Origin of the sequence: Flavobacterium sp. ARAG 55.4 (assembly GCF_051846875.1) — a bacterium.
Classification (GTDB): Bacteria; Bacteroidota; Bacteroidia; order Flavobacteriales; family Flavobacteriaceae; genus Flavobacterium; species Flavobacterium plantiphilum.
In genome coordinates this window covers 41742-66269 of sequence record NZ_JBPYCT010000010.1, presented here as the reverse complement: position 1 = coordinate 66269, position 24528 = coordinate 41742, and the positions used below count along the sequence as shown (strand labels likewise).

The window sequence follows — 24528 nt, the reverse complement described above, 5'->3', positions numbered from 1 at the left end:
CTATTTAAAACAAATATAGCCAGAGTTATGAATATTAATTACTGGAAATTACCTTATTTTGCATTTCAAATTAATTAATGATGACACAAACAATTCAAGCCAATAACTATAATGTTTATTTCAACGAAAAAGGATATGAGGAATTAAACATTCACCTTACTAAAAATAAATATTCTAATATTTTTGTAATTGTAGACAGCAACACCAACGAATTTTGCCTGCCAAAATTATTACCTTATATCGAAACGGATTTAAATGTTGAAATTGTTGAATTTGAGGCCGGAGAAGAAAATAAAAACATTGAAACCTGCGTTGAAATCTGGAAAGTACTAACAGAACTTGGAGGAGACCGAAAAAGTCTTGTTATCAATCTGGGAGGCGGAGTTGTTACAGATTTGGGTGGTTTTGTTGCTTCAACATTCAAACGCGGTGTTGATTTTATCCATATCCCTACAACTTTACTTTCAATGGTGGATGCTTCGGTAGGTGGAAAAAACGGAGTGGATTTAGGAAATTTAAAAAATCAGATTGGTGTAATTAATGTTCCCGGAATGGTTATTATTGATACTCAATATTTAGAAACCGTTCCTCAAAACGAAATGCGTTCCGGTCTTGCCGAAATGCTGAAACACGGTTTGATTTATGATAAAAAATACTGGGAAGAGTTTTTAGATATTTCTACTATTGATTTTGAAGCGTTAGATCAATTAATTTTCAGATCAGTAGAAATTAAAAATGAAATTGTAAAGCAGGATCCTACTGAGAAAAACATTCGAAAAGCATTGAATTTTGGGCATACTTTAGGACATGCAATTGAAGGGTATTTTTTGGAAAGCCAAAGCAAAACAACCCTGCTTCACGGAGAAGCAATTGCTGTGGGAATGATTTTGGAAAGTTATATTTCATTAAAGAAAGATTTGATTTCTAAAGAAGAATATACACAAATTAAAAGCGTATTAAAATCAATTTACGAAGATATTATTTTTGAAGAAGCAGACATAGAACCGATTCTGGAATTGCTGATTCATGATAAAAAAAATGAGTACGGAAGCATTCAGTTTGCCTTAATCGAAGGAATTGGAAAGATAAAAATTAATCAAGCAGTTGAGAATGAATTAATTCTTGAAGCTTTTGAAGATTATAAATCTTAGCTGTTTTTTTTATAAAAAAGGATTGCATCACTTATATTTTATTTTTTACATTTGCCGCAATGAAAAGAGATCAAAAACAAAGAAATTATAACAAAAATCAAAGCGTTAACAATAGTTCTTTTTTAAGAATATTGAAGCGTTTGAACTTAGTTATAGGGCGCTTTAATTTTGATACTTTTCAGTATTTAAAAGTAGAAAACGAAAAGCTGCAAATTATTTATGCCAATATTAGGGTTTGAATTATAGATTAATTTAGTACATTAAGCTATAAAAAAAAAATAAAATCCTAAAATTCAATGAATACAAAATATTCTGACTTAATAAATCAATCATACTATTTTCCTCAGGAAGAATTTAAACTCAATAAAGACAATCTGCTGTTTCACAATATCGATTTGATGAAACTGGTTGAAAAATATGGTACGCCATTAAAATTTACTTATTTGCCACAAATTTCCAACAACATCAACAAAGCCAAAAGCTGGTTTCGTAAATCGATGGAAAAAAACAAATATGAGGCAAAGTACTATTATTGTTATTGTACTAAAAGTTCTCATTTTGAATTTATCATGAACGAAGCGTTCAAGAACAATATTCACGTTGAAACTTCCTCTGCTTTTGACATTAATATAGTTGAAAATTTATTAGAAAACGGCAAAATCAATAAAAGCACTTATGTCATTTGTAATGGTTTTAAAAGAGACGAATACATCAGTAATATTGCCCGTTTAATCAATAATGGTCATGAAAATACTATTCCTATTATTGATAACTACGAAGAATTAGATTTACTTCAGGCGGAAATTAAAGGAAAATTCAAAATTGGAATCCGTATTGCTGCCGAGGAAGAACCTAAATTTGAGTTTTATACTTCCAGATTAGGAATTGGTTATAAAAACATTGTTAATTTCTATAAAAAGCAAATTCAGGAAAATAGCAATCTTGAATTAAAAATGCTTCACTTTTTTATCAATACAGGAATAAACGATACTGCTTACTACTGGAACGAGTTGGTAAAATGTATCAAAGTATATATTGCCTTAAAAAAAGAATGCCCTTCTTTAGACGGTCTAAATATTGGAGGTGGTTTTCCTATCAAAAACTCGCTTGCATTTGAATACGATTATCAATATATGATTGATGAAATCATTAATCAGATAAAAATTGCCTGTGACGAAGCAGAAGTAGATGTTCCAAATATCTTTACAGAATTTGGTTCCTTTACAGTAGGAGAAAGCGGTGGCGCCATTTATCAGATTTTATATCAAAAACAACAAAATGACAGAGAAAAGTGGAACATGATTGACTCTTCATTCATTACCACCTTACCGGATACCTGGGCAATAAACAAGCGTTTTATTATGTTAGCAGTAAACCGCTGGAATGATACTTATGAAAGGGTGTTATTAGGAGGTCTGACTTGTGACAGTGATGATTATTACAACTCAGAACAAAACATGAATGCTATTTATTTACCTAAATACAACAAAGAAAAACCACTTTATATCGGTTTTTTTAATACCGGAGCTTATCAGGAAACCATAGGCGGATACGGCGGTTTACACCACTGTTTGATTCCGCAGCCCAAACATATCTTAATAGACCGGGATGAAAATGGTATATTAGCAACAGAAGTTTTTTCAGAACAACAAACCTCTGAGGATGTATTAAAAATTTTAGGTTACAATAAAAAATAATTAACAAAACACACAATTAGTAGATTTATAATTTCATTATATTTGAGCCAGTTTAGATTCAGATAGCTATAAATTTACAAAATATTTAAACCCCATAAAATGAGTAAAGGACCGATCAGTCAGTTTATTGAAAAGCATTATTTACATTTCAATTCTGCATCTTTAGTCGATGCCGCAAAAGCCTACGAACAACAATTGGCCAATGGAGCTAAAATGATGGTAAGTATGGCTGGTGCCATGAGTACAGCAGAAATTGGAAAAATATTCGCTGAAATTATTCGTCAGGATAAAGTGCAGATTATTTCCTGTACGGGAGCAAACCTTGAAGAGGACATCATGAACCTGGTAGCACACTCTCACTATGAAAGGGTGCCTCACTACCGCGATTTGACTCCGCAGGATGAATGGGATTTATTAGAAAGAGGACTGAACCGTGTAACTGATACCTGTATTCCGGAACACGAAGCTTTCCGTAGACTGCAAAAACATATTTACAAAATCTGGAAAGATGCTGATGATAAAGGAGAGCGTTATTTCCCTCATGAGTTTATGTACAAAATGCTGCTTTCAGGTGTTCTTGAAGAGTATTACGAAATTGACTTAAAAGATAGCTGGATGTATGCTGCAGCTGAGAAAAATTTGCCTATTATTGTTCCAGGATGGGAAGACAGCACTATGGGTAATATTTTTGCATCCTATGTTATTAAAGGAGAATTAAAAGCGTCTACAATGAAGTCAGGTATTGAATACATGACTTTCTTAGCAGACTGGTATCCAAAAAATAGTGATAATGGTATTGGATTTTTCCAAATTGGCGGTGGTATCGCAGGAGACTTCCCTATTTGTGTAGTACCAATGTTATATCAGGATATGGAAATGCATAATATTCCGTTTTGGAGTTATTTTTGCCAGATTTCAGATTCTACAACCAGTTATGGTTCTTATTCAGGAGCAGTTCCGAACGAGAAAATCACTTGGGGTAAATTAGATATTACTACTCCTAAGTTTATCATTGAATCAGATGCTACTATTGTAGCGCCATTAATTTTTGCTTATTTATTAGATTTATAATACCATTTTTATGAGAAGAGTTATTGTTGAGTACGCTAAACTGACAAATGAAATTTTAAACTTATTGGTTGAAAAATTTCCTGATGGATATGACGACGAAGATATCATCCGTTTTAAAAATGCTAAAAACGAATTAGTGGAAGCAGTAGAAGTGCGTACTGAAGACACCATTTATTTAGTAAAAGTAAGTACAAAACTTGCTGACAGAATCGAAAACTTTGATGAAGATGATGATATTGATGATGAAATCGAACCAATTGCTCCAATTAAAGGTTTAGATCTTGATGATGATATTAATGACGATGATGATGAAGACGAAAATATAGACAAACCGGATCTGGATGACGAAGATGAAGATGCTGATGACAAAGACATCGCAGAGGATGACGACGAAGAGGACGAAGATTAATTAATTTTCAGAGTATAATACACCAAAAGGAACTCCAAAAAAGAGTTCCTTTTTTTATCCATAAAAACACAATCAAATTAAGTAGTACAAAATGATTACTTCTCAAATCCTACATCATACTCTTAAAGAAAATTTCGGATTTGAAAAATTCAGAGCTAATCAGGAAGAAATTATAAGTACCGTTTTAAACGGAACAGATACTTTAGCAATTATGCCTACAGGTGGTGGAAAATCTATTTGTTTTCAGTTGCCGGCTTTATTATTCCCGGGAATTACTATTGTGATTTCCCCTCTTATTGCTTTAATGAAAGATCAGGTAGACAGTCTGAAAGCTAACGGAATTGCTGCCTGCTTCATCAATAGTACACAAACTGATAATGAACAGCAGTTGCATATTGAAAACCTGAGAAATAATAAAGTTAAACTTGTTTATATAGCTCCTGAAAGTTTATCCTATCTGGAAAATGCATTTAGTGCTGTTACCATCAGCCTCATTGCTATTGACGAGGCACATTGCATTTCGTCATGGGGACATGATTTCAGACCTGCTTATACTAATTTAGGCTACCTGAAAAACCGCTTCCCTTCTACTCCAATATTAGCTTTAACTGCAACTGCCGATAAAGCTACACGTCAGGATATTAGCAATCAGTTAAATTTAAGAAATTCAAAAACTTTTATAGCTTCTTTTGATAGAAAAAATCTGAGTCTGGAAGTGCGTCCTGCGCTGGACAGAGTGAAACAAATTATTGATTTTATCGAATTAAAACCTGCTGAATCCGGTATTATTTATTGTCTTAGCCGAAAAACAACTGAAGAACTTGCCGAAAAACTCAGTAATATCGGAATCAAAGCTAAGTCTTATCACGCTGGTTTAGATAGTGAGATTCGTTTTAAAACTCAGGATGAATTCATAAATGATCAATGCCAGGTAGTTTGTGCTACCATTGCATTTGGGATGGGAATTGATAAATCGAATGTGCGCTGGGTTATTCATTATAATTTGCCTAAAAATATTGAAGGCTATTATCAGGAAATTGGTCGCGCGGGACGAGACGGATTAGCTTCAGAAACTATTTTATTCGAAAGTTATGGCGATTTGATTCAGTTGCAAAAATTTGCCTCACAGGGACAAAATGCTGAAATCCAGCTGGCAAAATTAGAAAGAATGAAACAATACGCAGATGCTTTGAGCTGTCGACGTAAAATATTGCTTTCCTATTTTGGAGAAATCGTAACCGAAAATTGTGGTAATTGCGATATTTGTAAAAATCCTCCCGCCTTTTTTGATGGAACTATCATTGCACAAAAAGCACTTTCGGCAATTATCAGACTTAAAGAATCAGAATCATTAGCTGTAGTTGTTGATTTTTTAAGAGGTTCTAAAAATGCTTATATTTATGAAAAAGAATATCAGAATTTAAAAACATACGGTGTAGGTATCGAAATCTCATGGCAAGACTGGAATCAATACCTGATTCAACTTATTAATTTAGGATATTGCGAAATTGCATTTCATCAGCAAAATAAAATAAAACTTACTCCGTTAGCTAAAAAAGTATTATTTGAAGATGAAAAAGTACAACTCAACACCTTACAAAAAGTAAATACTGAAAAAGTTAAAAATAAAGAAACTAAAACAAAGGTAATTGCAAATTCTCTTTTTGAAAGTTTACGCAAATTGCGTTATGAAATCGCCAAAGAAGAAGAAGTTCCCGCTTATGTAATTTTTAGTGATGCTGCTTTACGCCAAATGGAAATAAACCGCCCGATGAGTGAAGAAGAATTTATCATTATTGACGGTGTAGGAAAAGCGAAATTAGAAAAATATGGTGATGCTTTCATCAAAGCTATTATTGCTTTTCAAAAAGATAAAAAGAGTAAAACAAAAAAAGAATCGGCTACTTATAAAGAAACACTGGCGCTATTCAACGAAGGATTATCTGTTGATGAAATTGCTGAAAAACGAAAATTAGGCTTAGGAACTATCATGTCCCATTTAGCAAAATTATATTCAGACGGAGCTTTAATTGATTTACACCAATTCATTTCAAAAGAAGAAGTTAGTAAAATTTCACAAGCAAGAAAAACTTTAGAAACCCCAAATGCACTAAGACCTTATTTTGACTATTTTGAAGAACAAATTAGTTATGGAAAAATAAGGCTGGGATTAGCTATAATTGAAAAAGAAGAAGAAAACCTCTAAAATCATGATTCATTCCTTTCCTCCTTTTGTAAACTCTGAAACTGAAATCCTAATATTAGGAACTATGCCCGGAATTGCCTCTTTAGAGAAACAGGAATATTATGCGCATCCACGAAATCATTTTTGGAAAATAATCTATACACTTTTTGATAAATTACCCGTTTCAGTTCATTTCGAAGAAAAAATAAAACTATTAGAAAAGAATAAAATCGGAATTTGGGATGTCTTAGAAAATTGCGAGCGCAAAGGAAGTTTAGATATTCATATTAAAAATCACAAACCTAATGATTTTCAAACTCTCTTCAGTCAATTTCCAAATATTAGAAAAATTATTTTTAACGGAAAAGAAAGTCACCGGTATTTTGTAAAAAGTTTTGGGCAAATAAAAGGCATTACTTATTATGTAATGCCTTCTACAAGTCCCGCTAATACGATGTCTTTTGAAAACAAGCTGAAAATCTGGTCAACTTGTTTTGAATAATTTACAGGTATCTTTCCTGAAAAACTTTTTGATGATGTTTTTGATGTCCAATGATAATAAAACCAATAGCACGCACTGAAATTTCATCATTTGAAGCGATTCCGATTCGTTTTAATTGTTCTTCAGAAAAACTTTTAAAAAGTGCTAAAGTACTCTGACGAACAATAGACAATTCTGTTAACAAACTTTGCAAGTGCCTGTCATTGGCATTGGTATTGGAAGCAAAATCGTTTTCATCAAAACCCGGCAATGGTGTTTTATCATTTCTGGAAACCCGAAGAGCACGGTAACTAAAAACACGTTCTGTATCAATAATATGCTGAATAATTTCTTTAATCGTCCATTTGCCTTCAGCATAACGATAATCAAATTTATCCATTGGAATATCCTGAACAAACCGAATAAAATCATGAAGACTTATTTCTAAGTCTTCATGTAAATCTCCATCAGTTGCTGCGTTAATATAAGTAGCATTAAATTTAGAATATTCGTTTTCCGGAATATCAGTTCGCTTCATTATTTTGTCATTAAGCTGAGTTTCTACTAGCATTGGTGTTTCCAAATAAAGAACGCATTACGATTTTTTCGTATACCTTAATCAATTTATCATCTGGAACACTTTCTTTATTCAGTTCATTAATTCTCAATAAAGCATATTGCTGAATTGTCAATAAAGGCAATACAATACGTTCACGTATCTGAATCGAAGCCATTCCGTCAGGATAATTCTCCATTAGTTCTTTATGTCCTGCAATTTTCAACAATAATCGTTTCGTTTCTAAAAACTCATCGTAGATATTTTGCCAGAATTCCCCAAATTCAGGATCATTCTTCATATATGCTGTTAATGGAAAAAATGATTTTGCTAATGACATCATACTGTTCTCCAACAATGTTTTAAAGAACATAGAATTTTTATATAAATCCTGAACTTTATCCCATTGATTTGTCTCTTCAAAATGTCTCAAAGCTGATCCTACTCCATAAAAACCAGGAACATTTTGCTTCAATTGACTCCATGAACCCACAAATGGAATTGCTCTTAAATCTTTGAAATCCAGTTTTTCAGATTTACTTCTTTTTGAAGGACGGCTACCAATATTAGTTTTAGCATAATATTTCAGCGTACTCATTTTTTCCAGATATGGAATAAACTTGTCGTGATTTTTAAAACTCAGGTATTTTTTATATCCAAGCTCTGATAACTGAGTCATTACTTCTTTGTCTGTTTCAGAAAACTTATTTAATTCCTTATTAAATACCTGATTAGTGACTCCGGCACTCAATAAATTTTCTAAATTATGACGACAGGAATCTAAAGTTCCGAAATTAGAACTAATAGTTTGTCCCTGAACAGTTACCTGGATTTCTTTGTTTTCGATATCCGGACCTAAAGAAGCATAAAATTTATGTGTTTTTCCTCCTCCACGTGCAGGCGGCCCACCACGTCCGTCAAAGAAAATTACTTTGATACCATATTTTCTGGACATTGCTGTAAGCTGTTCTTTAGCCTGATAAATACTCCAGTTAGCCATAAGATATCCTCCATCTTTTGTTCCATCAGAGAAACCAAGCATAATAGTCTGCTTCATTCCTCTGTCAGCCAGATGAGCTGCATATACAGGATTAGTGTACAATTGCTCCATAACATGATGTGCGTTTTGTAAATCATCAACAGATTCAAATAAAGGAACAATATCAACTGAAGGATTTTCCCAGTTACTCAACCTGAATAAAGCGTATGCTTCTAAAACATTCACCGCATTTTCGTTATTACTGATAATGTAGCGGTTAGCACCAAGCTCACCATTGCTGGTCTGAATTTGTTTGATAGCCTGAATTGACTCGATAGTAGATTTAGTCATTTCGTTTTTAAAATCAGCCGGATTCAGATTGCCCAGGACACTTGTTAAAACTTTACATTTTTCATTTTCAGATAATTCGTAATAGTTTTTAGGAAAAATATCGCCTCCATTATTTTGATAGAAATCAAAAATATCTCTGAATACGGCATCGTGAATTCTGCTGTTTTGACGAATATCTAAGGTCGCAAAATGAAAACCGAATAAATTTACTTTAATCAATAAAGCTTCTAATTCATTAACATATAAAGATTGATGCTGCTCGACAATAATAGTCTTGATCTTATTTAATTGTGCTTTGAATTCTTCTAAAGTAATATAAATTTCTCCTCTTGAGTAAAATACAGAACGATATAATTTATTTTCCAGTTCAGCCACCAATACATCTACTCCTGAAAAAGTTAATTTTCTTTTTAAGTTTCTCATTTCAAAATAATAGCATTTCAAAATAGAAGTTCTTAAACGATCGGCTACTTTTAAGGTTATATCAGTCGTTACAAACGGATTACCGTCTCTGTCACCTCCCGGCCAGAAACCAAGCTGGATAATTGGGTTTTTAATATTCCCTGTTGGAGCAATATTCGTTTCCAAATAATGCATCAGATCACCGGCGGTATTATAAAATACATTTTCAAGATACCAAATCAAACTTACAGCTTCATCAAAAGGATTTGGTTTTTCATTTTGAATAAAAGGTGTTTTCCCTAACTGCGCTAAAAGCTGTTTAATCTGAAGTAAATTATTATCACGAATTGCCTGCGTCAGGTCATTAATGATACCTAATACAGCTCCGGGATAAAATTGTGTAGGATGCGCTGTTAAAACAGTTCTGACATTGAAATTCTCTAAAAATTCAACTAACTCTTCATTTTTTCCTCTTGCATCTGATTTTTCTTTAACATCTCTAAGTGAACCGCGCCCTTCCATATTATTTACAATTGGAAATGCAGCATCTTCTACAGCATCAAACAATACAATTTGACGCTCAATATATTGAATAAAACGAAACATCAAATCGATTTTGTCTGCTTCTACGTCAGTATGTAAATATTTTTTGGAGAAAAATTCGAAAATTTCCTTAGGAGTTTCCATTTTTTTAAAACCCGTTTCACAAACTTCTGTGAATAAAGGTAATAAAGCACCTGTGTTATCTATAGAGTCAAAAGGTAAAGTAATAAAAACGCTGTTGTAAATATTGTATTTAGAGAGTACGTTTTGGTTAAAACGTTCTATTTTAGGGAGCGTATACATAAATTATGTTAAATTATTAAGTTAATTATAGTGTATTTTATTGTTGAGTATTAAAAAAAATAACCCCAAGAGTCAACTTGAGGTAATATTTTTACTTCGCATTCAAGTTGATTACATATTTTTAAAAATAGTATGCATCAAACGCTTTTTATCGTTTATACTTTCTTCAAGAGAAATCATAGTTTCGGTTCTGTAAACACCATCAATATCATCAATCATAAAGATTACATCTTTAGCGTGTTTCGTATCCTTTGCTCTGATTTTGCAAAAAATATTGAATTTACCTGTAGTTACCGAAGCAACAGTTACAAATGGAATTTCATTAATTCGCTGTAAAACAAATTTAGTCTGAGAAGTATTATTCAGGAAAACGCCCACATAAGCTATAAAAGAATAGCCTAATTTGTCATAATCCAATACTAATGAAGATCCCATAATTATTCCGGCATCTTCCATTTTCTTTACCCTCACGTGAACTGTTCCAGCAGAAATCAATAATTTTTTAGCAATATCCGTAAACGGAACTCTCGTATTGTCTATCAACATGTCTAATATTTGATGATCAACTTCATCTAAACGGAACTTACTCATATTTCTCTAATTATATTATTAATTATCATTTTTAAAGCATAAAAATATACATAAAAATGAAGAACTCTTACAAAAAATTACTTTTTTATCAATCCGTTAACAAAATTAATGTTTTTATTTACACAAAAATTTGCTTTTTGATCTAATTTTGGAAAATTTTCGTCCTCATCTTCATAAACACCTTCCCGGGCATCAAATACTTCATGACCAAAAAAACCTTCCAAATCATCCACTTTTACAATGTAAGCATTAAAGTTGATTTTTCCGTCAACTAATTCTTCTTTGTACTGTGCAGCAAAATTCGTTATTTTTTCATTACCGTCATAATTTATTTTAACCTTTTTGTATATAAAATCATAAAAAGTGACTTTATTTTGAGGAATATTCAAATAATCCTCTGTTCTGTTAATTTCTATAACGTTTTCGCTAAGTATTTTAAAACTCGTCACTAATGCGATAAATATATGCTTTCTGGTCACTTCTCTTTCATAATCACCAGGGTAATGCCCAGCCTCAAATAAAATGGTTGGCACGCCCAAATACTGAAATGTATCACCTATACAATTGATATTAAAAGAATCATCAAACCTGCCTATTTGTCCCGGAATGAATTTTTGTAAAACTTCATTCATTCCTGCAATCAAATTAATCGCTTTTTGTCTCGAATTATTTATTTCTCTTTCCTCATTGTAAGAAGGTGCTAAAAAAGATACAGTTGCAGGTTTTCCGGTATCTGCTACACCAAAAATAGTTCGCTGATCATGAAGATTGTAACAATAATCCGGTTTGAATTCTTCAAAAACAGCTCGTAATAATTTGCTTTCCGGTTGGGTTAAATCCTGAGAATCTCTGTTTAAATCAATTTCGTTGGCATTCGCACGAGTGTACAACACAGCTCCATCCGGATTAAGCATCGGCAAACAGCAAAATGTAAAATTTTCCAAAAAGCTTTCGGCTAAATCACTACCGCTATGCAAGAGGTTTAGAAAGTCGAATAATGCTTTAGTAGTCGTGCTTTCATTTCCGTGCATTTGTGACCACAAATAAATTTTAGTTTTTCCGGTACCAATAATATACTTATAAATTGGTCTTCCCTGAACCGATTGTCCAACAACAGAAAGTTGGTTATCTGTATTAATTCGTTTCAAAATTGGCTCAATTGACTCCAAAGTCAAATACCTGCCTTCAATCGTTTTTTCCTTGCTGTCTAGAAACAACTGCTCTAAATTCATAATCTGATATATTTGATTTACAAAAGTAAACATCTTTATTTTTACATTTGTAAACAATTGTTTGGTTTGATTTTTCAGAATTGTAAACAGCCGTTTTAGAAAACTATATCTAGAAACTAAGTCTGTAATTAACAAATGTTATCTAGTTTGTTTAAATATTATAAAAAACTAATTATCAGTATTTTATATATAATTAAATAAACTTAAAAATTAATGTTTTAAACTATAAAATCGCTCTTTACAGTTGTAAATTTGTTAATACCGATTGTTTTATTTACATTTGTAAATAGTCAAATTTAAATACTGATTTACAATGGTAAACACGGATGATTTTATAAAAAGACTCGAAGTTATACTGGAATACTACGGTGTAAACGCTTCTGCATTTGCAGATAAAATTGGAGTACAACGCTCCAGTCTGTCCCACCTCCTTTCCGGAAGAAACAAACCCAGTCTGGATTTTATACTTAAAATTTTAGAAGTTTATCCTGAAGTGGATTTGTACTGGCTTTTAAACGGTAAAGGAACTTTCCCTAAAAATAACTCAGTCCCTACAGAAGCTGAAGCTATAAGCAGTTTTTCAGATACTAGGACTGCAATAAAAGAGGATTTGTTTTCCCAAAGCTTTCAAGGTACTATAGAAGAAGATAAAAAAGAGACCGTTGCGGAAAAGAAACCGGAAATCACAGCTCATTTCTTTGAAGAAACTATTGATAAAATAGTGTTTTTTTACAAAGACGGAACTTTTAAGACCTATAGTGCTAACCAAAAAAAATAACCCTAAATACCTTTTTACAGCATTTAGGGTTATACAAAACAAATAAAAACCTATCTTAATTTCTTATAATAAAAATTGAAGTAACACCAGCTTCAGTTCTTACACTTAAAGGATTAGCATCAGCGGACATAGTAGCTTTTGCAAAAGTCAATACCTTTCCACCTCCATTTAACCGTTCCGCAACATACGTCATTTTAGTTTTATCATCATAAGCTACATCTACAGGATTTCCTAACTGAGAGTTGGGACCGTAAATTCTGATTTGATTTCCCGTACTGATAGTTCCCATATTAGCAGTTGAAGCAAATACACTGGTGAAATTTTTAATATAAACCAATCCGCCATCAGAATCAGAAGTTGCACTTCCAACATCAGTAAGAACCATTAAGTCTTCCTTAGCAGAATAAGTAATTCCATGAGTTCTTACAAGACCTTCAATACTGACGCGTTTAGTGGCAGCAATATTCCCCGAAGGATTATTCATAAAGTTTTTAAACACTGCAATATCTGAGGTTAAATCAACAACTGCATATAAATCATTTCCATCCATATGAATTCCCCATAATTTAAAATCAACGGTATAAGACTTTAAAAGCGTAAAACCTGAGGTCGTTTTCTGGTAAACAAATAATTTATTAACCATTCCGTTGGACGCTAACTGATCCTGAGCGACTACGATTTTGTCCCCTGCAACTGCAGTTTCCCGTGCATTTGTAAAATCAAGATTTGAGCTGCTTACAGAAGCTGTTAATGCTAAAGCCCCGGAAGCAGCTGCGGTTTTAACATCCGAATAACTTTCTAATCTGTTATTTGTGCGTGACGCTACAATAATATTATCTGTATCGGGATCATACGAAATTCCTTCTGCATCCAGAGAAGCAATAGTAAATGACTGAACCATTGGAGAAGGCTCTTCTAAGTTAACATAAGTTACTTTTCCTGAAGTATTACTTGACGTAACTAATACCAGTTCTTTATCCTTCATTTCTTTGTCATCATTAGAACAGGAACTCAGTGATAAAATTAAGACTGCGCAAGAGATAAATAAATTTTTCATAGTTGTATTTTTTAAAGTTTCATTTATTTACGAAAATTTCCCAGTCATGGTTTTAAAATTATCAAAAAAAATCCTGTTATTAAATTTTAACAGAATAAGCAAAATCTCACTCTTTTTTCTGTAATAAAATATAGAATTTTAAAAATTATGCGCTATTTTTGGTAAAAGCCCTTATTTTATGATTAAACGCCTTTTAAGTTATTTCTACCCCATAAAAATTTATACTCAAAAATCAGCTATAAGTCAGACTTTAGAAATTAGCTGGTCTAATGGCGATTTGGTCATGGATTCTTTAAATACTAATTATTCGTATGGAAGTTTGCAGCGAATTTTAAAATTAGGTTTAAAAAACATTGGTTTTGCCAGAATAAAGCAAATGCAGCATATTTTAGTTTTAGGAGTTGCAGGCGGAAGCGTCATCAAAACGCTGGTTGATGAAATTGAGTTTAAAGGAAAAATAACAGCTGTAGAAATTGATTCAGAAATTATAAAAATAGCGAATCGGTTTTTTAAACTGAATGAAATTCCACAGCTCGACATTGTGATTGACGATGCTTTTGAATTTGTTTTAAAAACAACCGAAAAATATGATTTGATTGTAGTCGATATTTTTCAGGATATCAAAATGCCTAATTTCCTTTTTGAATCTTTTTTTATCGACAGGATTTGTTCGCTGTTAAAAAATAAAGGGAACATTCTTTTTAACACCATGCTTTTAAACGAAGCGGACAATCTTAGAAATAAAAAATTAATTACCGATTTTAAAAAGCAGTCTTTCACAATTAAAACCATTCCAAGGGTAGAACAGCACAATGAATTAATTATTATTGAAAAATTGATCTGAAATTTTAAGCCACGAATTCACAAATTTATTTTCAATTCGTGAATTCGTGGCAAAAAGTTTATTTGTTGATTAAACTATTTTTCGGGCTTTGTCTAAGTCCTCTTTGGTATCAATACCAATTCCGGCATGAGTAGTTTCGACCATTTTTATTTGTTTGCCAAATTCCAAATAGCGCAATTGTTCTAATTTTTCGGAAGCTTCCAAAGTTTTCATGGGCAAATGATAGAAATCCAATAATGCCTGTTTTCTAAATGCATAGACTCCAATATGCTTCATGTAGCGTACCCCAACATTTTTCTCTCTTGGATACGGAATAACTGAGCGGGAAAAATATAAGGCAAAATTATTTTGATTCACCACTACTTTCACATTATTTGGATTGTTGATTTCTTCCTCGTCTTTGATTTCATACATCAACGAAGCCAAATCTACTTTTTGTTCATGGTCGTTTTTAAAAACTTCAATGACCTCTTTCAACGGTTCGGCATTAATAAAAGGTTCGTCGCCCTGAACATTAATTACAATATCTACATCCAGATTTTCTACCGCTTCAGCGATTCGGTCACTCCCCGATTCGTGTTCTTTGATACTCATAATCGCTTTACCGCCGTGAGCTGTAATTTCGTCAAAAATCAAACTGGAATCCGTTACGACAAAAACATCATCGAACAAATTAGTGTTTACTGCTGCTTCATAAGTTCTTAAAATGACTGTTTTTCCTCCCAAATCCTGCATTAGTTTGGCATGGAATCGTGTGGAGGCGTAACGGGCGGGAATGACTGCTATTATTTTCATATAAAATTATATTTGCCACAAAGACAGAAAGGCGCAAAGATATATTTAAAATTGAAATTTGTTGTTTTTCTAAACTATGTTTTATTTCATATAAGATTCAAATTCGTCACTTATGTCCATGATGTTAATCTTTTTAGGTGTTTGTTTGGAATTAAATAAATAAACTCCACCCATATCTTTTTCTAAATCAAGATTTATAATTGTAACTTTTTTATTATCTGAAACAAATTTCAAAATTTTATGATTTTCAGTTGTAATGATTTTTATTTCTTTTGATTCCAAATATTCATTGGCTTCATTGAGATAAAAAAGAAAATCGTCTGCACCTACATAAAATTTTTCTTCTCCAATTTCTTTTTTTCTTTTTTCAATATTCTTTTCTGTTTGATCATATATTATTGCACATTTACTTTTAATAATCAAAGTGTCACTATTAACTTTAGGTATTAAATTATTTGAGGAATTAAATTTAGATACAACTATACTTTTTACAATGTTTGATTTTTCAACAACTTTTTTCTTGTTTTTATTACAAGAAACAATTATAAGAAAACAACATAATATCAAGATACATTTTTTCATATTAAAATGATATAATTCATCTAAGATGGTTTTGCAATTTATTTTTAATGACTTAATTCAACACTAAAATTTATTTTTGCATTTAGCGCTTTAAACACTTTTATAATGGTATCAAATCTCGCATCAGTTAAACTATTTTCAATTTTTGAAATTTGCGCTTTTTTAACTCCCACTAATTCTCCTAATTGTTCTTGAGTTAAATTTCTTTCTTTACGAATTTGTTTAATAGTTTGTCCTATAAGCTCTAATTTTAACTCGTTATCAAAAGCATCTCTATTAGCTGTTCCTTTTTTTCCAACGAATTTATCTGTTACTTCATCTAAACTATATGTTTTCATAATCTTATTTTTTCTCGTTAAAATATTTTATTCTTAATGATTTTGCACGTTCCATTTCTACTTTTGGTGTTTTGTCTGTTTTTTTAATTATTCCATGAGTTGAAATTACAATTGTATCTTGCTTGTCTGATTTGTCCCAAAAAGCAAATAATCTTAAATATTGTTTATTATACAAAGTTCTAAATTCCCAAATCTTACCTTCCAGTTTTTTGAAAAGTTCATTATCATTTACACTTCTTGATTTCCAAATATTGTAAAGAACTTTCTCTTTAGTTTTTTGATCTAAACTTTCTAAAAACTCCAAAAACAGGTTCAAGAAATGTAACTTTGAATTTATAATCCATATTTATACGCTTAATTTAACAAAGATACAAGTTTCTTTATAAGGAAACAAATGGTTATTGATTTACAATTTTTAAACTATGCATAGTCTTATTTTAATCAAATACTCTACACAATCTTCACCGAAGTCATACTCAAAGAACCTCCCAATAATTTATCATTAAACAAACTCAGTTCTTCAGTTTTATTTTTTAAGCCTAAGGTATAAATTAAAGGCAAATAATGTTCCGGTGTAGGAATAGCGAGTTGCAAAGCTTGCCCCTGTTTTTCATAATCAATCAAAGCCTGAAAATTACCATCTAATAAAAAAGCATTTACTTTTTCTCTGGCTTCAATTGCCCAATCAAAACCATAATTATCTACATTCATATTATAAAAATCTACCAATCGTAAATTGTGTACAATATTTCCACTTCCTATAATAAGAATGCCTTTATGACGCAAATCACTTAATTTTTGCGCCAACTCAAAATGGTATTGTGGTAATTTTGAATAATCAATACTCAACTGAATCACAGGAACATTAGCCTCAGGATATAAATGTTTAATCACACTCCAGGCACCATGATCCAATCCCCATTCGTGATCGAGTTCCACTTCTGTGGGCAATAATAATTCCTTAGTTGCGATGGCTAAATCCGGATTTCCTTGGGCAGGGTATTCCACTGCGAATAATTCTTTTGGAAATCCTCCAAAATCATGAATCGTTCGAGGCATTTCCATAGCTGTAACTTTAGTTCCTTTAGTAAACCAATGTGCCGAAATACACAAAATAGCATTCGGCTGCGGTAAAGTTTTAGCCATATTCCTAAAACCAGCCACAAACTGATTTTCCTCAATAGCATTCATCGGGCTTCCATGTCCTAAAAACAGCACCGGCATTTTATCCGTTTTAGAAAAATTACCCGAAATTTTATATAAATCGTTTAAAGTATTCATAAACAATGATTTTTTATTTTCAACCACAAATTACACAAATTAGCGAAAATTAATTGGTATAGTTTGTGGTTAATAAAATTTTATTGATTTTCTGAGTGCTGGATTTTATTTAGCATAAACATTCTTTAAAAAATCATTCAGACTTGTAGGTTTTCTGTCCAATAATTTTTCCAAATCAGATTTATCAGAATCAAATTCTCCTTGTTTGATAGCTTCAGCAAAACCTGTAAACATTTCTATGTATTCTCCGGGAACTCCGGCATTTTTGAGTGTTTCTGAGTATTCTTCTGTAGCGGGACTGAAATACTTAATTTCTTTAGATGTAATTTTACTTATAGCTTCGGCAATTTCCTGAAACGAATAATTCTCGATATTATTCATTGCATATTCTTTGTTTTCATGTCCTTCAGAACTCAATACATTCGCAGCTGCTTCTGCCAAATCAGTTCTGGAAACATAAGCTGCTTTTCCTTCTCCGGCAGGAAAATAAATTCCGGATTCTAATACTTTTTCTCCCAGAAACATAGGTAAAACATCCAGATATAAATTGTTTCTAAAAATAGTATACCTGATTCTGCTTGTTTTGATAGCATGATCCGTAGCAATGTGGGATTGGGCTAAAAAGGCAATTGGTGAAGTTTCCGTTTCGTTTTTACGTTCAAAACTGGTATACAAAATATGCTTCACTCCTGCTTCTTTTGCCGCTTTAACAGCATTTAATTGTTGGCTCATTCTGTTGGTCAAATCAGTACCGGATACCAATAATAACTTATCGATTCCTTGAAAAGCATTTAATAAAGAATCATAATTGTCATAATCTCCAACTTTTATATTGATTCCATTTGCAGCCAAATCTTCTGCTTTGTTTTCGTTTCTGACTAATGCTGAAATATTTGCCGGAGCGATTCCCTTTTTCAATAAAAAATCAATTGTTAATTTTCCGAAATTTCCGGTAGCTCCGGTAACTAAAATAGTAGTATTCATTTTTTCTGTTTTTTTTCATTAATAATAATTCAAAGATACTTACATTTGCTATACAAAATATACTCATATACTAAAGTATACTACTATCCTTTAGTATAGTAACAATAAAATCAATACATTATGGAAAACATAATTAGTTTTAAAGAAGCTAAATCCTGTCCAATTCAGTTTGTTTTAGCAGTAAATGATACGCTGAATGTTATTAGTGGAAAATGGAAATTGCCCATTATCGGTTCGCTCTTATTCGAAAAAAGACGTTTTACAGATATTCAGCGTAATATTCCAAAGATTACTCCCCGAATGCTATCCAAAGAATTAAAAGATTTAGAAATAAACGGAATGGTAAAACGTACTGTTTATGATACTACACCTATTACCGTTGAATATGAACTGACTGAATCAGGAAAATTACTGAGTGATGTTCTGGATAAAATGCTGGAATGGGGAATACAACACCGGGAAGCGGTACTTTCAGAAAAGTAATATTCAACTTACCTTTCGGTGTAATTAGGACAGCCAAAACATTTTTTGTCTAAATTAAACTGGTAAGTCAGCGAAAGTTCATAAATACCTCCTGTCCGACCTATTTTAGTTGTATTGGCATCATAAGAAAGTCCCAGCCTTAAATGCTCATATTGCAATCCGGTAAAGAAATTTAAGGAAGTCAGTAAGTGTCCGTCTATTCCGTTCTTAGCAGGATTAGTAACGGCAGTAACACCAAAAAACATTTTTTCAAATAATATAGAAGTTCCTATATCCAGACGGTTGTAACGCCCTTGTTGCATATAATTTGCTGTAGCAAACATTTTAGTGGCATACGGAAAAAATTGTACATCGATATAATCGGCTAAAAGAAATTCGTATCCCGAACTCAAGGAGAAAAAGGTATTCAAAGGAACATTTCCATCTTTATTAAAAGCAATATTAGGTTTATTGAGGTGTTTTACAGACAAGCCAATCCATAAATCCTCCGTATTAAAAACCATCCCTGCTCCTATATCAAAAAAACCAACTTTATCATTTTGTAATGCCGGATCAATTGAAGTGGCATTATTAATTCCTGTTCGAATATTGATTTGGTCTTCCAATAATAAATTTCGGAATCCAAATGATTTTAATCCAAAACCAACTTCTATTGCGGGTCTGAAATCCCATTCGTCACTTATTCGAACACGGTAAGCATAATTGGCATTGATTTGAGAAAAATTATAATTAGTTGCACTTTCCCTCTGATTTAAAAAGCTGATGCCAATACCACTGTTCATTTGGTCACTCCAGGTATTCAAAAAAGCATAATCAGTATCAATTTTTAAATTTAAATCCGGCCATTGTTCTCTATGAATAATTCCCAGATAGGTAGTTTCCATAAAACCCGTAAAACCGGGATTCAAAGTTTCTGGCACTAAAAAGTACTGCGTAAAAACAGGATCCTGTGCTTTCAAATTCGAATAAAAGAAACACGAAATCAGGATAATAATTAATTTAATTCTCATTTTAATGATATTCTTTTATTTTATTAATGTGACAGCTCCTTCTTCGGTAATGGTATGATTGTAAAAGGTTGTACCCAATACTTTAAAATAATAATTTCCATTTTCGGCATCAGTATCTTTTACTTTTCCATTCCAGCCTTTTATGGTTTCTCCTGTTTCACTGTAAATTAAACTGCCCCAGGTGTCATAAATATGTAATGTAATCTGAGTAAGACCTAAAAATACAGGAGCAAAACTATCATTAGTACCATCATTATTCGGAGTAAAAGCGGTAGGCATTACTAAACTATATCCTTTTTCTATTTGAATAGTTTTAGAAAAAACATACTGACAACCAAAAGGATAGCTAACAGTTTGCCTAATCGTATAGGTTCCTGTTCTGGTATAAATATGAGAAGGACTTTCTTCATCAGAGAAATTCCCGTCTCCAAAGTCCCAGGCAATAGTAGTGAAATCTCCCGTAGCTAAATTGGTAAACAAAACAGGGTCAAATATGGAATATAAATTATAAACATCATTTCCATACGATTCGAAAGAAAAACCGGGATTCCCCAGTACCGGAGTATTTACATTGAAAGGCAAATCCTGTTTACAGCCAAAACTGTCTTCAACACTAAATACGATTAAACCATTATTTTTAGTGTTCATAATCTGGTTATTACTGCCGCTAATTACCCCGTCAGACCAGCTTAAAGTATAAGGTGGAATCCCTCCTTTTACATGTCCTACAAAAGTTTGTTTGACATATTTAGTATCACAATCATAATCCGTTATGGTTTCGACAGTGGGTGTTAATTGTTCAAATCGGGTAATTTTCCAGGATTCTGTTGCTTTACAACCATTCGCATCAGTTACATTTACAATATAATTATCCGGAGGCAAATTGATTAAATCTTTTGTTTTTGCTCCATTCGACCAGACATAAGTAAAAGGCGGTGTTCCTCCGGTAATAATCAAATTAATTGCTCCGGTATTGGCGTTATTACAACTCAACGGGTTTGATACATCTGCTTTTAATTCTATAGCTAAAGGTTCGTTTATAATAAAAGTATCCTCAATTTTACATAGTTTTTTATCTGTAATAATTACGGAATATCTTCCCGGTCCAAGATTGTTTCGTTCAACTCCGGCTGTAGGATCATCAGTCCATACTAATTTTACAGGAGTTACTCCTCCTACTAAGTTTAATCGAATATGACCGTCTTTAGCTCCAAAACAGCTAATTTGTTTTACATCAGGATGGATGGCAAACTCAGGAACATTATCAATGGTAACAGGAAATACTTTTGGACAGCCTAAGGCATCTTCGATAGTAATAACATAAGTTCCTGCTGATAAATCGTTTTGGATTCTTCCCGAACCTAAATTACTCCATTTGATACTATAAGGTTCGCCTGAAGCAAATGGAACTCCGCCGGTAATATTTGTAATAGTAATGGATGCATTCGCATCATTATAACAGGCAATTTCTGTTTTAGTGTATTCCAGTTTAATTTCGCTGTTCTGAGTCAAAACAACATCCAGATTGTCCACACATCCTGAATTATCAGTTACACTTAAGCGATAAGTTCCTGCGTACAGATTGCGTAAGTTTTTAGAAGAGCTTCTAAATCCATTAGGACCGGTCCATGAATAACTGTAATTGAAAAGACCCGGACTTATTTCTACAGCTCTCCCACCAATAACATCAACATCAATTTCACCCGTAGCATAACCATAACAAAGAATGTCTTTTTTTCCGGCCAGACTTACTTCTAATAAAGGAGGATTGACAATGGTATAAGTATTTTCGAGAATATCACAATTATTGACTTCCGTTATGATAACATGATAAACGCCTTCGGCTAAATTCCGAATATCTTTCGAAGAAGAAAATGGATTACCATCTTTGGTCCAGACATATGTATAAGGCGCTGTTCCGCCACTAACATTTAGAATAATTTGTCCGTCATTCAAATTATGACAGGAGATGTCTGTTTTAAAATCAGTAAATGCAAATTTAGCCGGTTGATTTACCTGATAAGTAGCTACAAATGGACAATTTCCATTATCTGTAATTCTCAAAGTATAAGTTCCGGCTACTAAATTGGAAATATCCTCACTGGTACTTGTAAAACCATTAGGTCCTGTCCATGAAAATTGATATTGAGCTCCTGTAGTAAAAGGGATTCCTCCTGCTACTGTTAAATTAATAGCACCATCAGCTGCGCCAAAACAAGTAGTGTTACGGATGACAGGATTAGGATTTATCAGAGGATCAACCGTAACGGTAACGGTAAAATTAGGTCCGGGACAACTTCCTGCTGTAGGTGAAACGGTATAAGTAGCAGTCGCCCGATTACTTGTATTGTTTACTAATGTCTGACTGATATTAGTTCTGGGAGTTAATTGTGCCGATGCGCCACTAATTGCTCCCGCAGGAGAAATTACCGGTGTAAACCACGTATAAGTAGTACCCGAAGGAACGTTATCTCCGGCTCCGCTTCTTGGGGTAACATTAAAAGTCGCACCACTGCACATATTAACTGCTTTAGGAGCAATAATAGGTGACAAAACCGTATTTACCGAAAAATTTTGTGATGCGGAAACAGAACCACAACTATTAGTAACCGTAAAAGTTGCCGTGTAATTCCCGCTGCTTGTATAATTTATAGGCCCCGGATTTAAAGACGAAGAAGTTGATGGAGTTCCTCCGGGGAAACTCCAGGAATAAGTCAATTCAGAACTTGGCGCACAATTCTCTACTACTTTTCCAACCGGATTGATTGTGGCAGAATTACAATAATTAGAAATAGGATCTAAAGTAATAATTGGAGGTTTTTTAACTTCTATAATCTTAGTGATTTCTCTTTCGATACCACAGGAATTTATAGTTCTTAATCGAAGGTAATAAGTTCCCGAAACTGTAAAATTGATTACTGGATCTTTAGAATTAGAACTTGTTCCAGCTGTAAAATACCAGCTTCCTCTCTCATTTTTGCAATAAGGATCATAAAAATCATTTATACTCCAATAATAACTTTGAGAACCACAGGCAAATCTCGTATCGGTTGTATTGCTAATCTGAGTATTCGAATTGATACAAGCTTTTGTATAAGTAAAATTGGGTTGTAAAACAGGTTCCACACAAATATCTCTTCTGTATTCTATCCCCACACCACAAGGAGTAACAGCGTTTAGTTTAATGGTATAAGATCCTGGTCTTGTATAAACATGACTTGGATTAACCTGATTAGATACGGGTGTTCCATCACCAAAATCCCATGTATATACTCCCACTGTACTACAATCATTTTTAAATCCGGCAACAGTGGTATTACTAAAATAAACTGACGAATTCACACAGGCTATACTTGGCGAACTAAAACTTACAGTTGGTTTATCCAAAATAATGATAGGACCGGCAGATAAACTCGTACTTCCACAGGAATTAGAAATAGTTAATCTTACCGTACTTCCAGTGGGACAATTAAAACGTGTAAAAGTATGCGGAATAGGAAAATCCTGAGATGCAGAAGGATTTGAAGCGTTATAATAAACCGAACTTTCTAATTGAGTTTGTGTATAGGTTGCTGTTGAACCATCGTCATAATTTACCGTGTATCTGGTATCAGAAGGATTTAATGCCCAGGAACCAATGGCAAAATTCATTGGAGCTACCGGAATACAAAAGTTGGTCGTATTTCCCGGAGCTATCAAAGCTCCTACAGGATTGTTTGAATTTTTTACGATGTACGAAATACTATTATTACAACCTGCACTTCCTACAGCTGTAATAACCATATTAAAAGAACCTAAACGTTGGTACGTATGTGTCTTTGGAAAACTAACATTCGTTTCAGTGCTTCCATCACCCCAATCTATATTGTAAGAACTAATACAGGAGACCGAAGCAGAAGCATTACCCACTCGGATAGTATAGGTTAAATTGGTGTTATTATCACCACAACGCTCAAAAACTGAAGTAGAACCCGCATCTAAATTGACAAACTTTAAATCAGGCTTTTGTTGTACTGAAACTGTTTTAGTTACTGAATTGCTTAAACCATTTCGATCTGTAACCGTTAATTTAACACTGAAATTTTGAATTCCACACCCCAAAGCGATGAAATTATGTGTAGGATTACTATTAGCAGAGTTGGTACCGTCACCAAAATCCCAATTGTAAGTATAAGGTGCATCACCACTAATTACAGGAGCAAAAGTAATGGGAGTTCCGGAACAACTATTGTTATTGTTAAAAGTAAAATCTACTACAGGAGCAGCAACAGTATTTTCAACAGTGGTATTTAAAGTATTGGCAATTGTTTCATTTATTCCTATGAGAGCAATGCATATACATAAACAATGTACAACCCTGTAAAGTTTTATCATAAAAAACGGATTCTGTATTTTTCTGACAAAAATATATATAATTTTTAAATA

23 protein-coding genes are annotated in these 24528 nt (G+C 32.7%); 10 read left to right on the top strand and 13 right to left on the bottom strand.

Going from position 1 to position 24528, the window contains the following annotated elements:
* Window positions 1-80 precede the first annotated feature (80 nt).
* The 7 genes from aroB (at window position 81) to ACSV4D_RS11960 (ending at window position 7015) form a co-directional block, all read left to right on the top strand.
* On the top strand, window positions 81-1151 hold the full coding sequence (aroB, locus tag ACSV4D_RS11990) for a 3-dehydroquinate synthase (protein WP_439228459.1): 1071 nt from the start codon (window positions 81-83) through the stop codon (window positions 1149-1151).
* 59 nt (window positions 1152-1210) lie between these two features.
* Entirely contained in the window at window positions 1211-1390 is a 180-nt protein-coding gene (locus ACSV4D_RS11985) for a hypothetical protein (protein ID WP_439228458.1), read from the top strand.
* A 57-nt stretch (window positions 1391-1447) separates the two neighbouring features.
* Window positions 1448-2848, top strand: a complete 1401-nt coding sequence (locus tag ACSV4D_RS11980; protein WP_439228457.1) for an arginine decarboxylase — start codon at window positions 1448-1450, stop codon at window positions 2846-2848.
* A gap of 99 nt (window positions 2849-2947) precedes the next feature.
* Window positions 2948-3919, top strand: coding sequence for a deoxyhypusine synthase family protein (locus ACSV4D_RS11975; RefSeq protein ID WP_408079319.1), 972 nt, complete (start codon window positions 2948-2950; stop codon window positions 3917-3919).
* Window positions 3920-3929: 10 nt separating this feature from the next.
* Entirely contained in the window at window positions 3930-4328 is a 399-nt protein-coding gene (locus ACSV4D_RS11970) for a DNA primase (protein ID WP_439228456.1), read from the top strand.
* A 91-nt stretch (window positions 4329-4419) separates the two neighbouring features.
* The gene (gene recQ, locus ACSV4D_RS11965) at window positions 4420-6534 is read left to right on the top strand and encodes a DNA helicase RecQ (RefSeq protein ID WP_439228455.1); all 2115 of its coding nucleotides are present in this window, start codon (window positions 4420-4422) and stop codon (window positions 6532-6534) included.
* A gap of 4 nt (window positions 6535-6538) precedes the next feature.
* The gene (locus ACSV4D_RS11960) at window positions 6539-7015 is read left to right on the top strand and encodes a DNA-deoxyinosine glycosylase (RefSeq protein ID WP_408079313.1); all 477 of its coding nucleotides are present in this window, start codon (window positions 6539-6541) and stop codon (window positions 7013-7015) included.
* A 1-nt stretch (window position 7016) separates the two neighbouring features.
* On the opposite strand, the gene ACSV4D_RS11955 is transcribed toward ACSV4D_RS11960, so the two are convergent.
* The 4 genes from ACSV4D_RS11955 to ACSV4D_RS11940 form a co-directional block, all read right to left on the bottom strand.
* Entirely contained in the window at window positions 7017-7532 is a 516-nt protein-coding gene (locus ACSV4D_RS11955; RefSeq protein WP_408079750.1) for a DinB family protein, read from the bottom strand.
* Between the two features lie 10 nt (window positions 7533-7542).
* A complete protein-coding gene (locus ACSV4D_RS11950) occupies window positions 7543-10128 on the bottom strand; it encodes a phosphoenolpyruvate carboxylase (RefSeq protein WP_408079311.1) in 2586 nt (861 codons plus the stop codon).
* A 111-nt stretch (window positions 10129-10239) separates the two neighbouring features.
* Complete coding sequence (locus ACSV4D_RS11945) at window positions 10240-10719, bottom strand: Lrp/AsnC family transcriptional regulator (RefSeq protein WP_007139244.1); 480 nt, start codon at window positions 10717-10719, stop codon at window positions 10240-10242.
* A gap of 77 nt (window positions 10720-10796) precedes the next feature.
* Entirely contained in the window at window positions 10797-11951 is a 1155-nt protein-coding gene (locus tag ACSV4D_RS11940; RefSeq protein ID WP_439228454.1) for a M14 family metallopeptidase, read from the bottom strand.
* A 313-nt stretch (window positions 11952-12264) separates the two neighbouring features.
* On the opposite strand from ACSV4D_RS11940, the gene ACSV4D_RS11935 reads away from it, so the two are divergent.
* Window positions 12265-12729: a helix-turn-helix domain-containing protein gene (locus tag ACSV4D_RS11935; protein ID WP_439228453.1), complete on the top strand. Its 465-nt coding sequence runs from the start codon at window positions 12265-12267 to the stop codon at window positions 12727-12729.
* 55 nt (window positions 12730-12784) lie between these two features.
* Here ACSV4D_RS11935 and ACSV4D_RS11930 read toward each other — a convergent pair whose 3' ends face one another.
* The gene (locus tag ACSV4D_RS11930; protein WP_439228452.1) at window positions 12785-13786 is read right to left on the bottom strand and encodes a hypothetical protein; all 1002 of its coding nucleotides are present in this window, start codon (window positions 13784-13786) and stop codon (window positions 12785-12787) included.
* A gap of 178 nt (window positions 13787-13964) precedes the next feature.
* On the opposite strand from ACSV4D_RS11930, the gene ACSV4D_RS11925 reads away from it, so the two are divergent.
* The gene (locus tag ACSV4D_RS11925) at window positions 13965-14630 is read left to right on the top strand and encodes a spermidine synthase (RefSeq protein ID WP_439228451.1); all 666 of its coding nucleotides are present in this window, start codon (window positions 13965-13967) and stop codon (window positions 14628-14630) included.
* Window positions 14631-14699: 69 nt separating this feature from the next.
* Here the strand turns inward: ACSV4D_RS11925 and kdsB are convergent, their stop codons facing one another.
* The 6 genes from kdsB to ACSV4D_RS11895 form a co-directional block, all read right to left on the bottom strand.
* Window positions 14700-15425, bottom strand: coding sequence for a 3-deoxy-manno-octulosonate cytidylyltransferase (kdsB, locus tag ACSV4D_RS11920; protein ID WP_439228450.1), 726 nt, complete (start codon window positions 15423-15425; stop codon window positions 14700-14702).
* Window positions 15426-15506: 81 nt separating this feature from the next.
* The gene (locus ACSV4D_RS11915) at window positions 15507-16007 is read right to left on the bottom strand and encodes a hypothetical protein (protein WP_439228449.1); all 501 of its coding nucleotides are present in this window, start codon (window positions 16005-16007) and stop codon (window positions 15507-15509) included.
* 44 nt (window positions 16008-16051) lie between these two features.
* The gene (locus ACSV4D_RS11910) at window positions 16052-16345 is read right to left on the bottom strand and encodes a helix-turn-helix domain-containing protein (protein WP_408079297.1); all 294 of its coding nucleotides are present in this window, start codon (window positions 16343-16345) and stop codon (window positions 16052-16054) included.
* A gap of 4 nt (window positions 16346-16349) precedes the next feature.
* Window positions 16350-16661, bottom strand: a complete 312-nt coding sequence (locus ACSV4D_RS11905) for a type II toxin-antitoxin system RelE/ParE family toxin (RefSeq protein WP_439228448.1) — start codon at window positions 16659-16661, stop codon at window positions 16350-16352.
* 134 nt (window positions 16662-16795) lie between these two features.
* Window positions 16796-17626, bottom strand: a complete 831-nt coding sequence (gene ygiD / locus ACSV4D_RS11900; RefSeq protein WP_439228447.1) for a 4,5-DOPA dioxygenase extradiol — start codon at window positions 17624-17626, stop codon at window positions 16796-16798.
* A 105-nt stretch (window positions 17627-17731) separates the two neighbouring features.
* Entirely contained in the window at window positions 17732-18610 is an 879-nt protein-coding gene (locus tag ACSV4D_RS11895) for an SDR family oxidoreductase (RefSeq protein ID WP_439228446.1), read from the bottom strand.
* Window positions 18611-18730: 120 nt separating this feature from the next.
* Here ACSV4D_RS11895 and ACSV4D_RS11890 point away from each other — a divergent pair, with 120 nt between their 5' ends.
* Entirely contained in the window at window positions 18731-19093 is a 363-nt protein-coding gene (locus tag ACSV4D_RS11890; protein ID WP_408079289.1) for a winged helix-turn-helix transcriptional regulator, read from the top strand.
* Window positions 19094-19101: 8 nt separating this feature from the next.
* On the opposite strand, the gene ACSV4D_RS11885 is transcribed toward ACSV4D_RS11890, so the two are convergent.
* Both ACSV4D_RS11885 and ACSV4D_RS11880 read right to left on the bottom strand, forming a co-directional pair.
* Entirely contained in the window at window positions 19102-20103 is a 1002-nt protein-coding gene (locus ACSV4D_RS11885) for a PorP/SprF family type IX secretion system membrane protein (RefSeq protein ID WP_439228445.1), read from the bottom strand.
* A gap of 15 nt (window positions 20104-20118) precedes the next feature.
* Window positions 20119-24477, bottom strand: a complete 4359-nt coding sequence (locus tag ACSV4D_RS11880) for a PKD domain-containing protein (protein WP_439228444.1) — start codon at window positions 24475-24477, stop codon at window positions 20119-20121.
* Window positions 24478-24528: the final 51 nt, after the last annotated feature.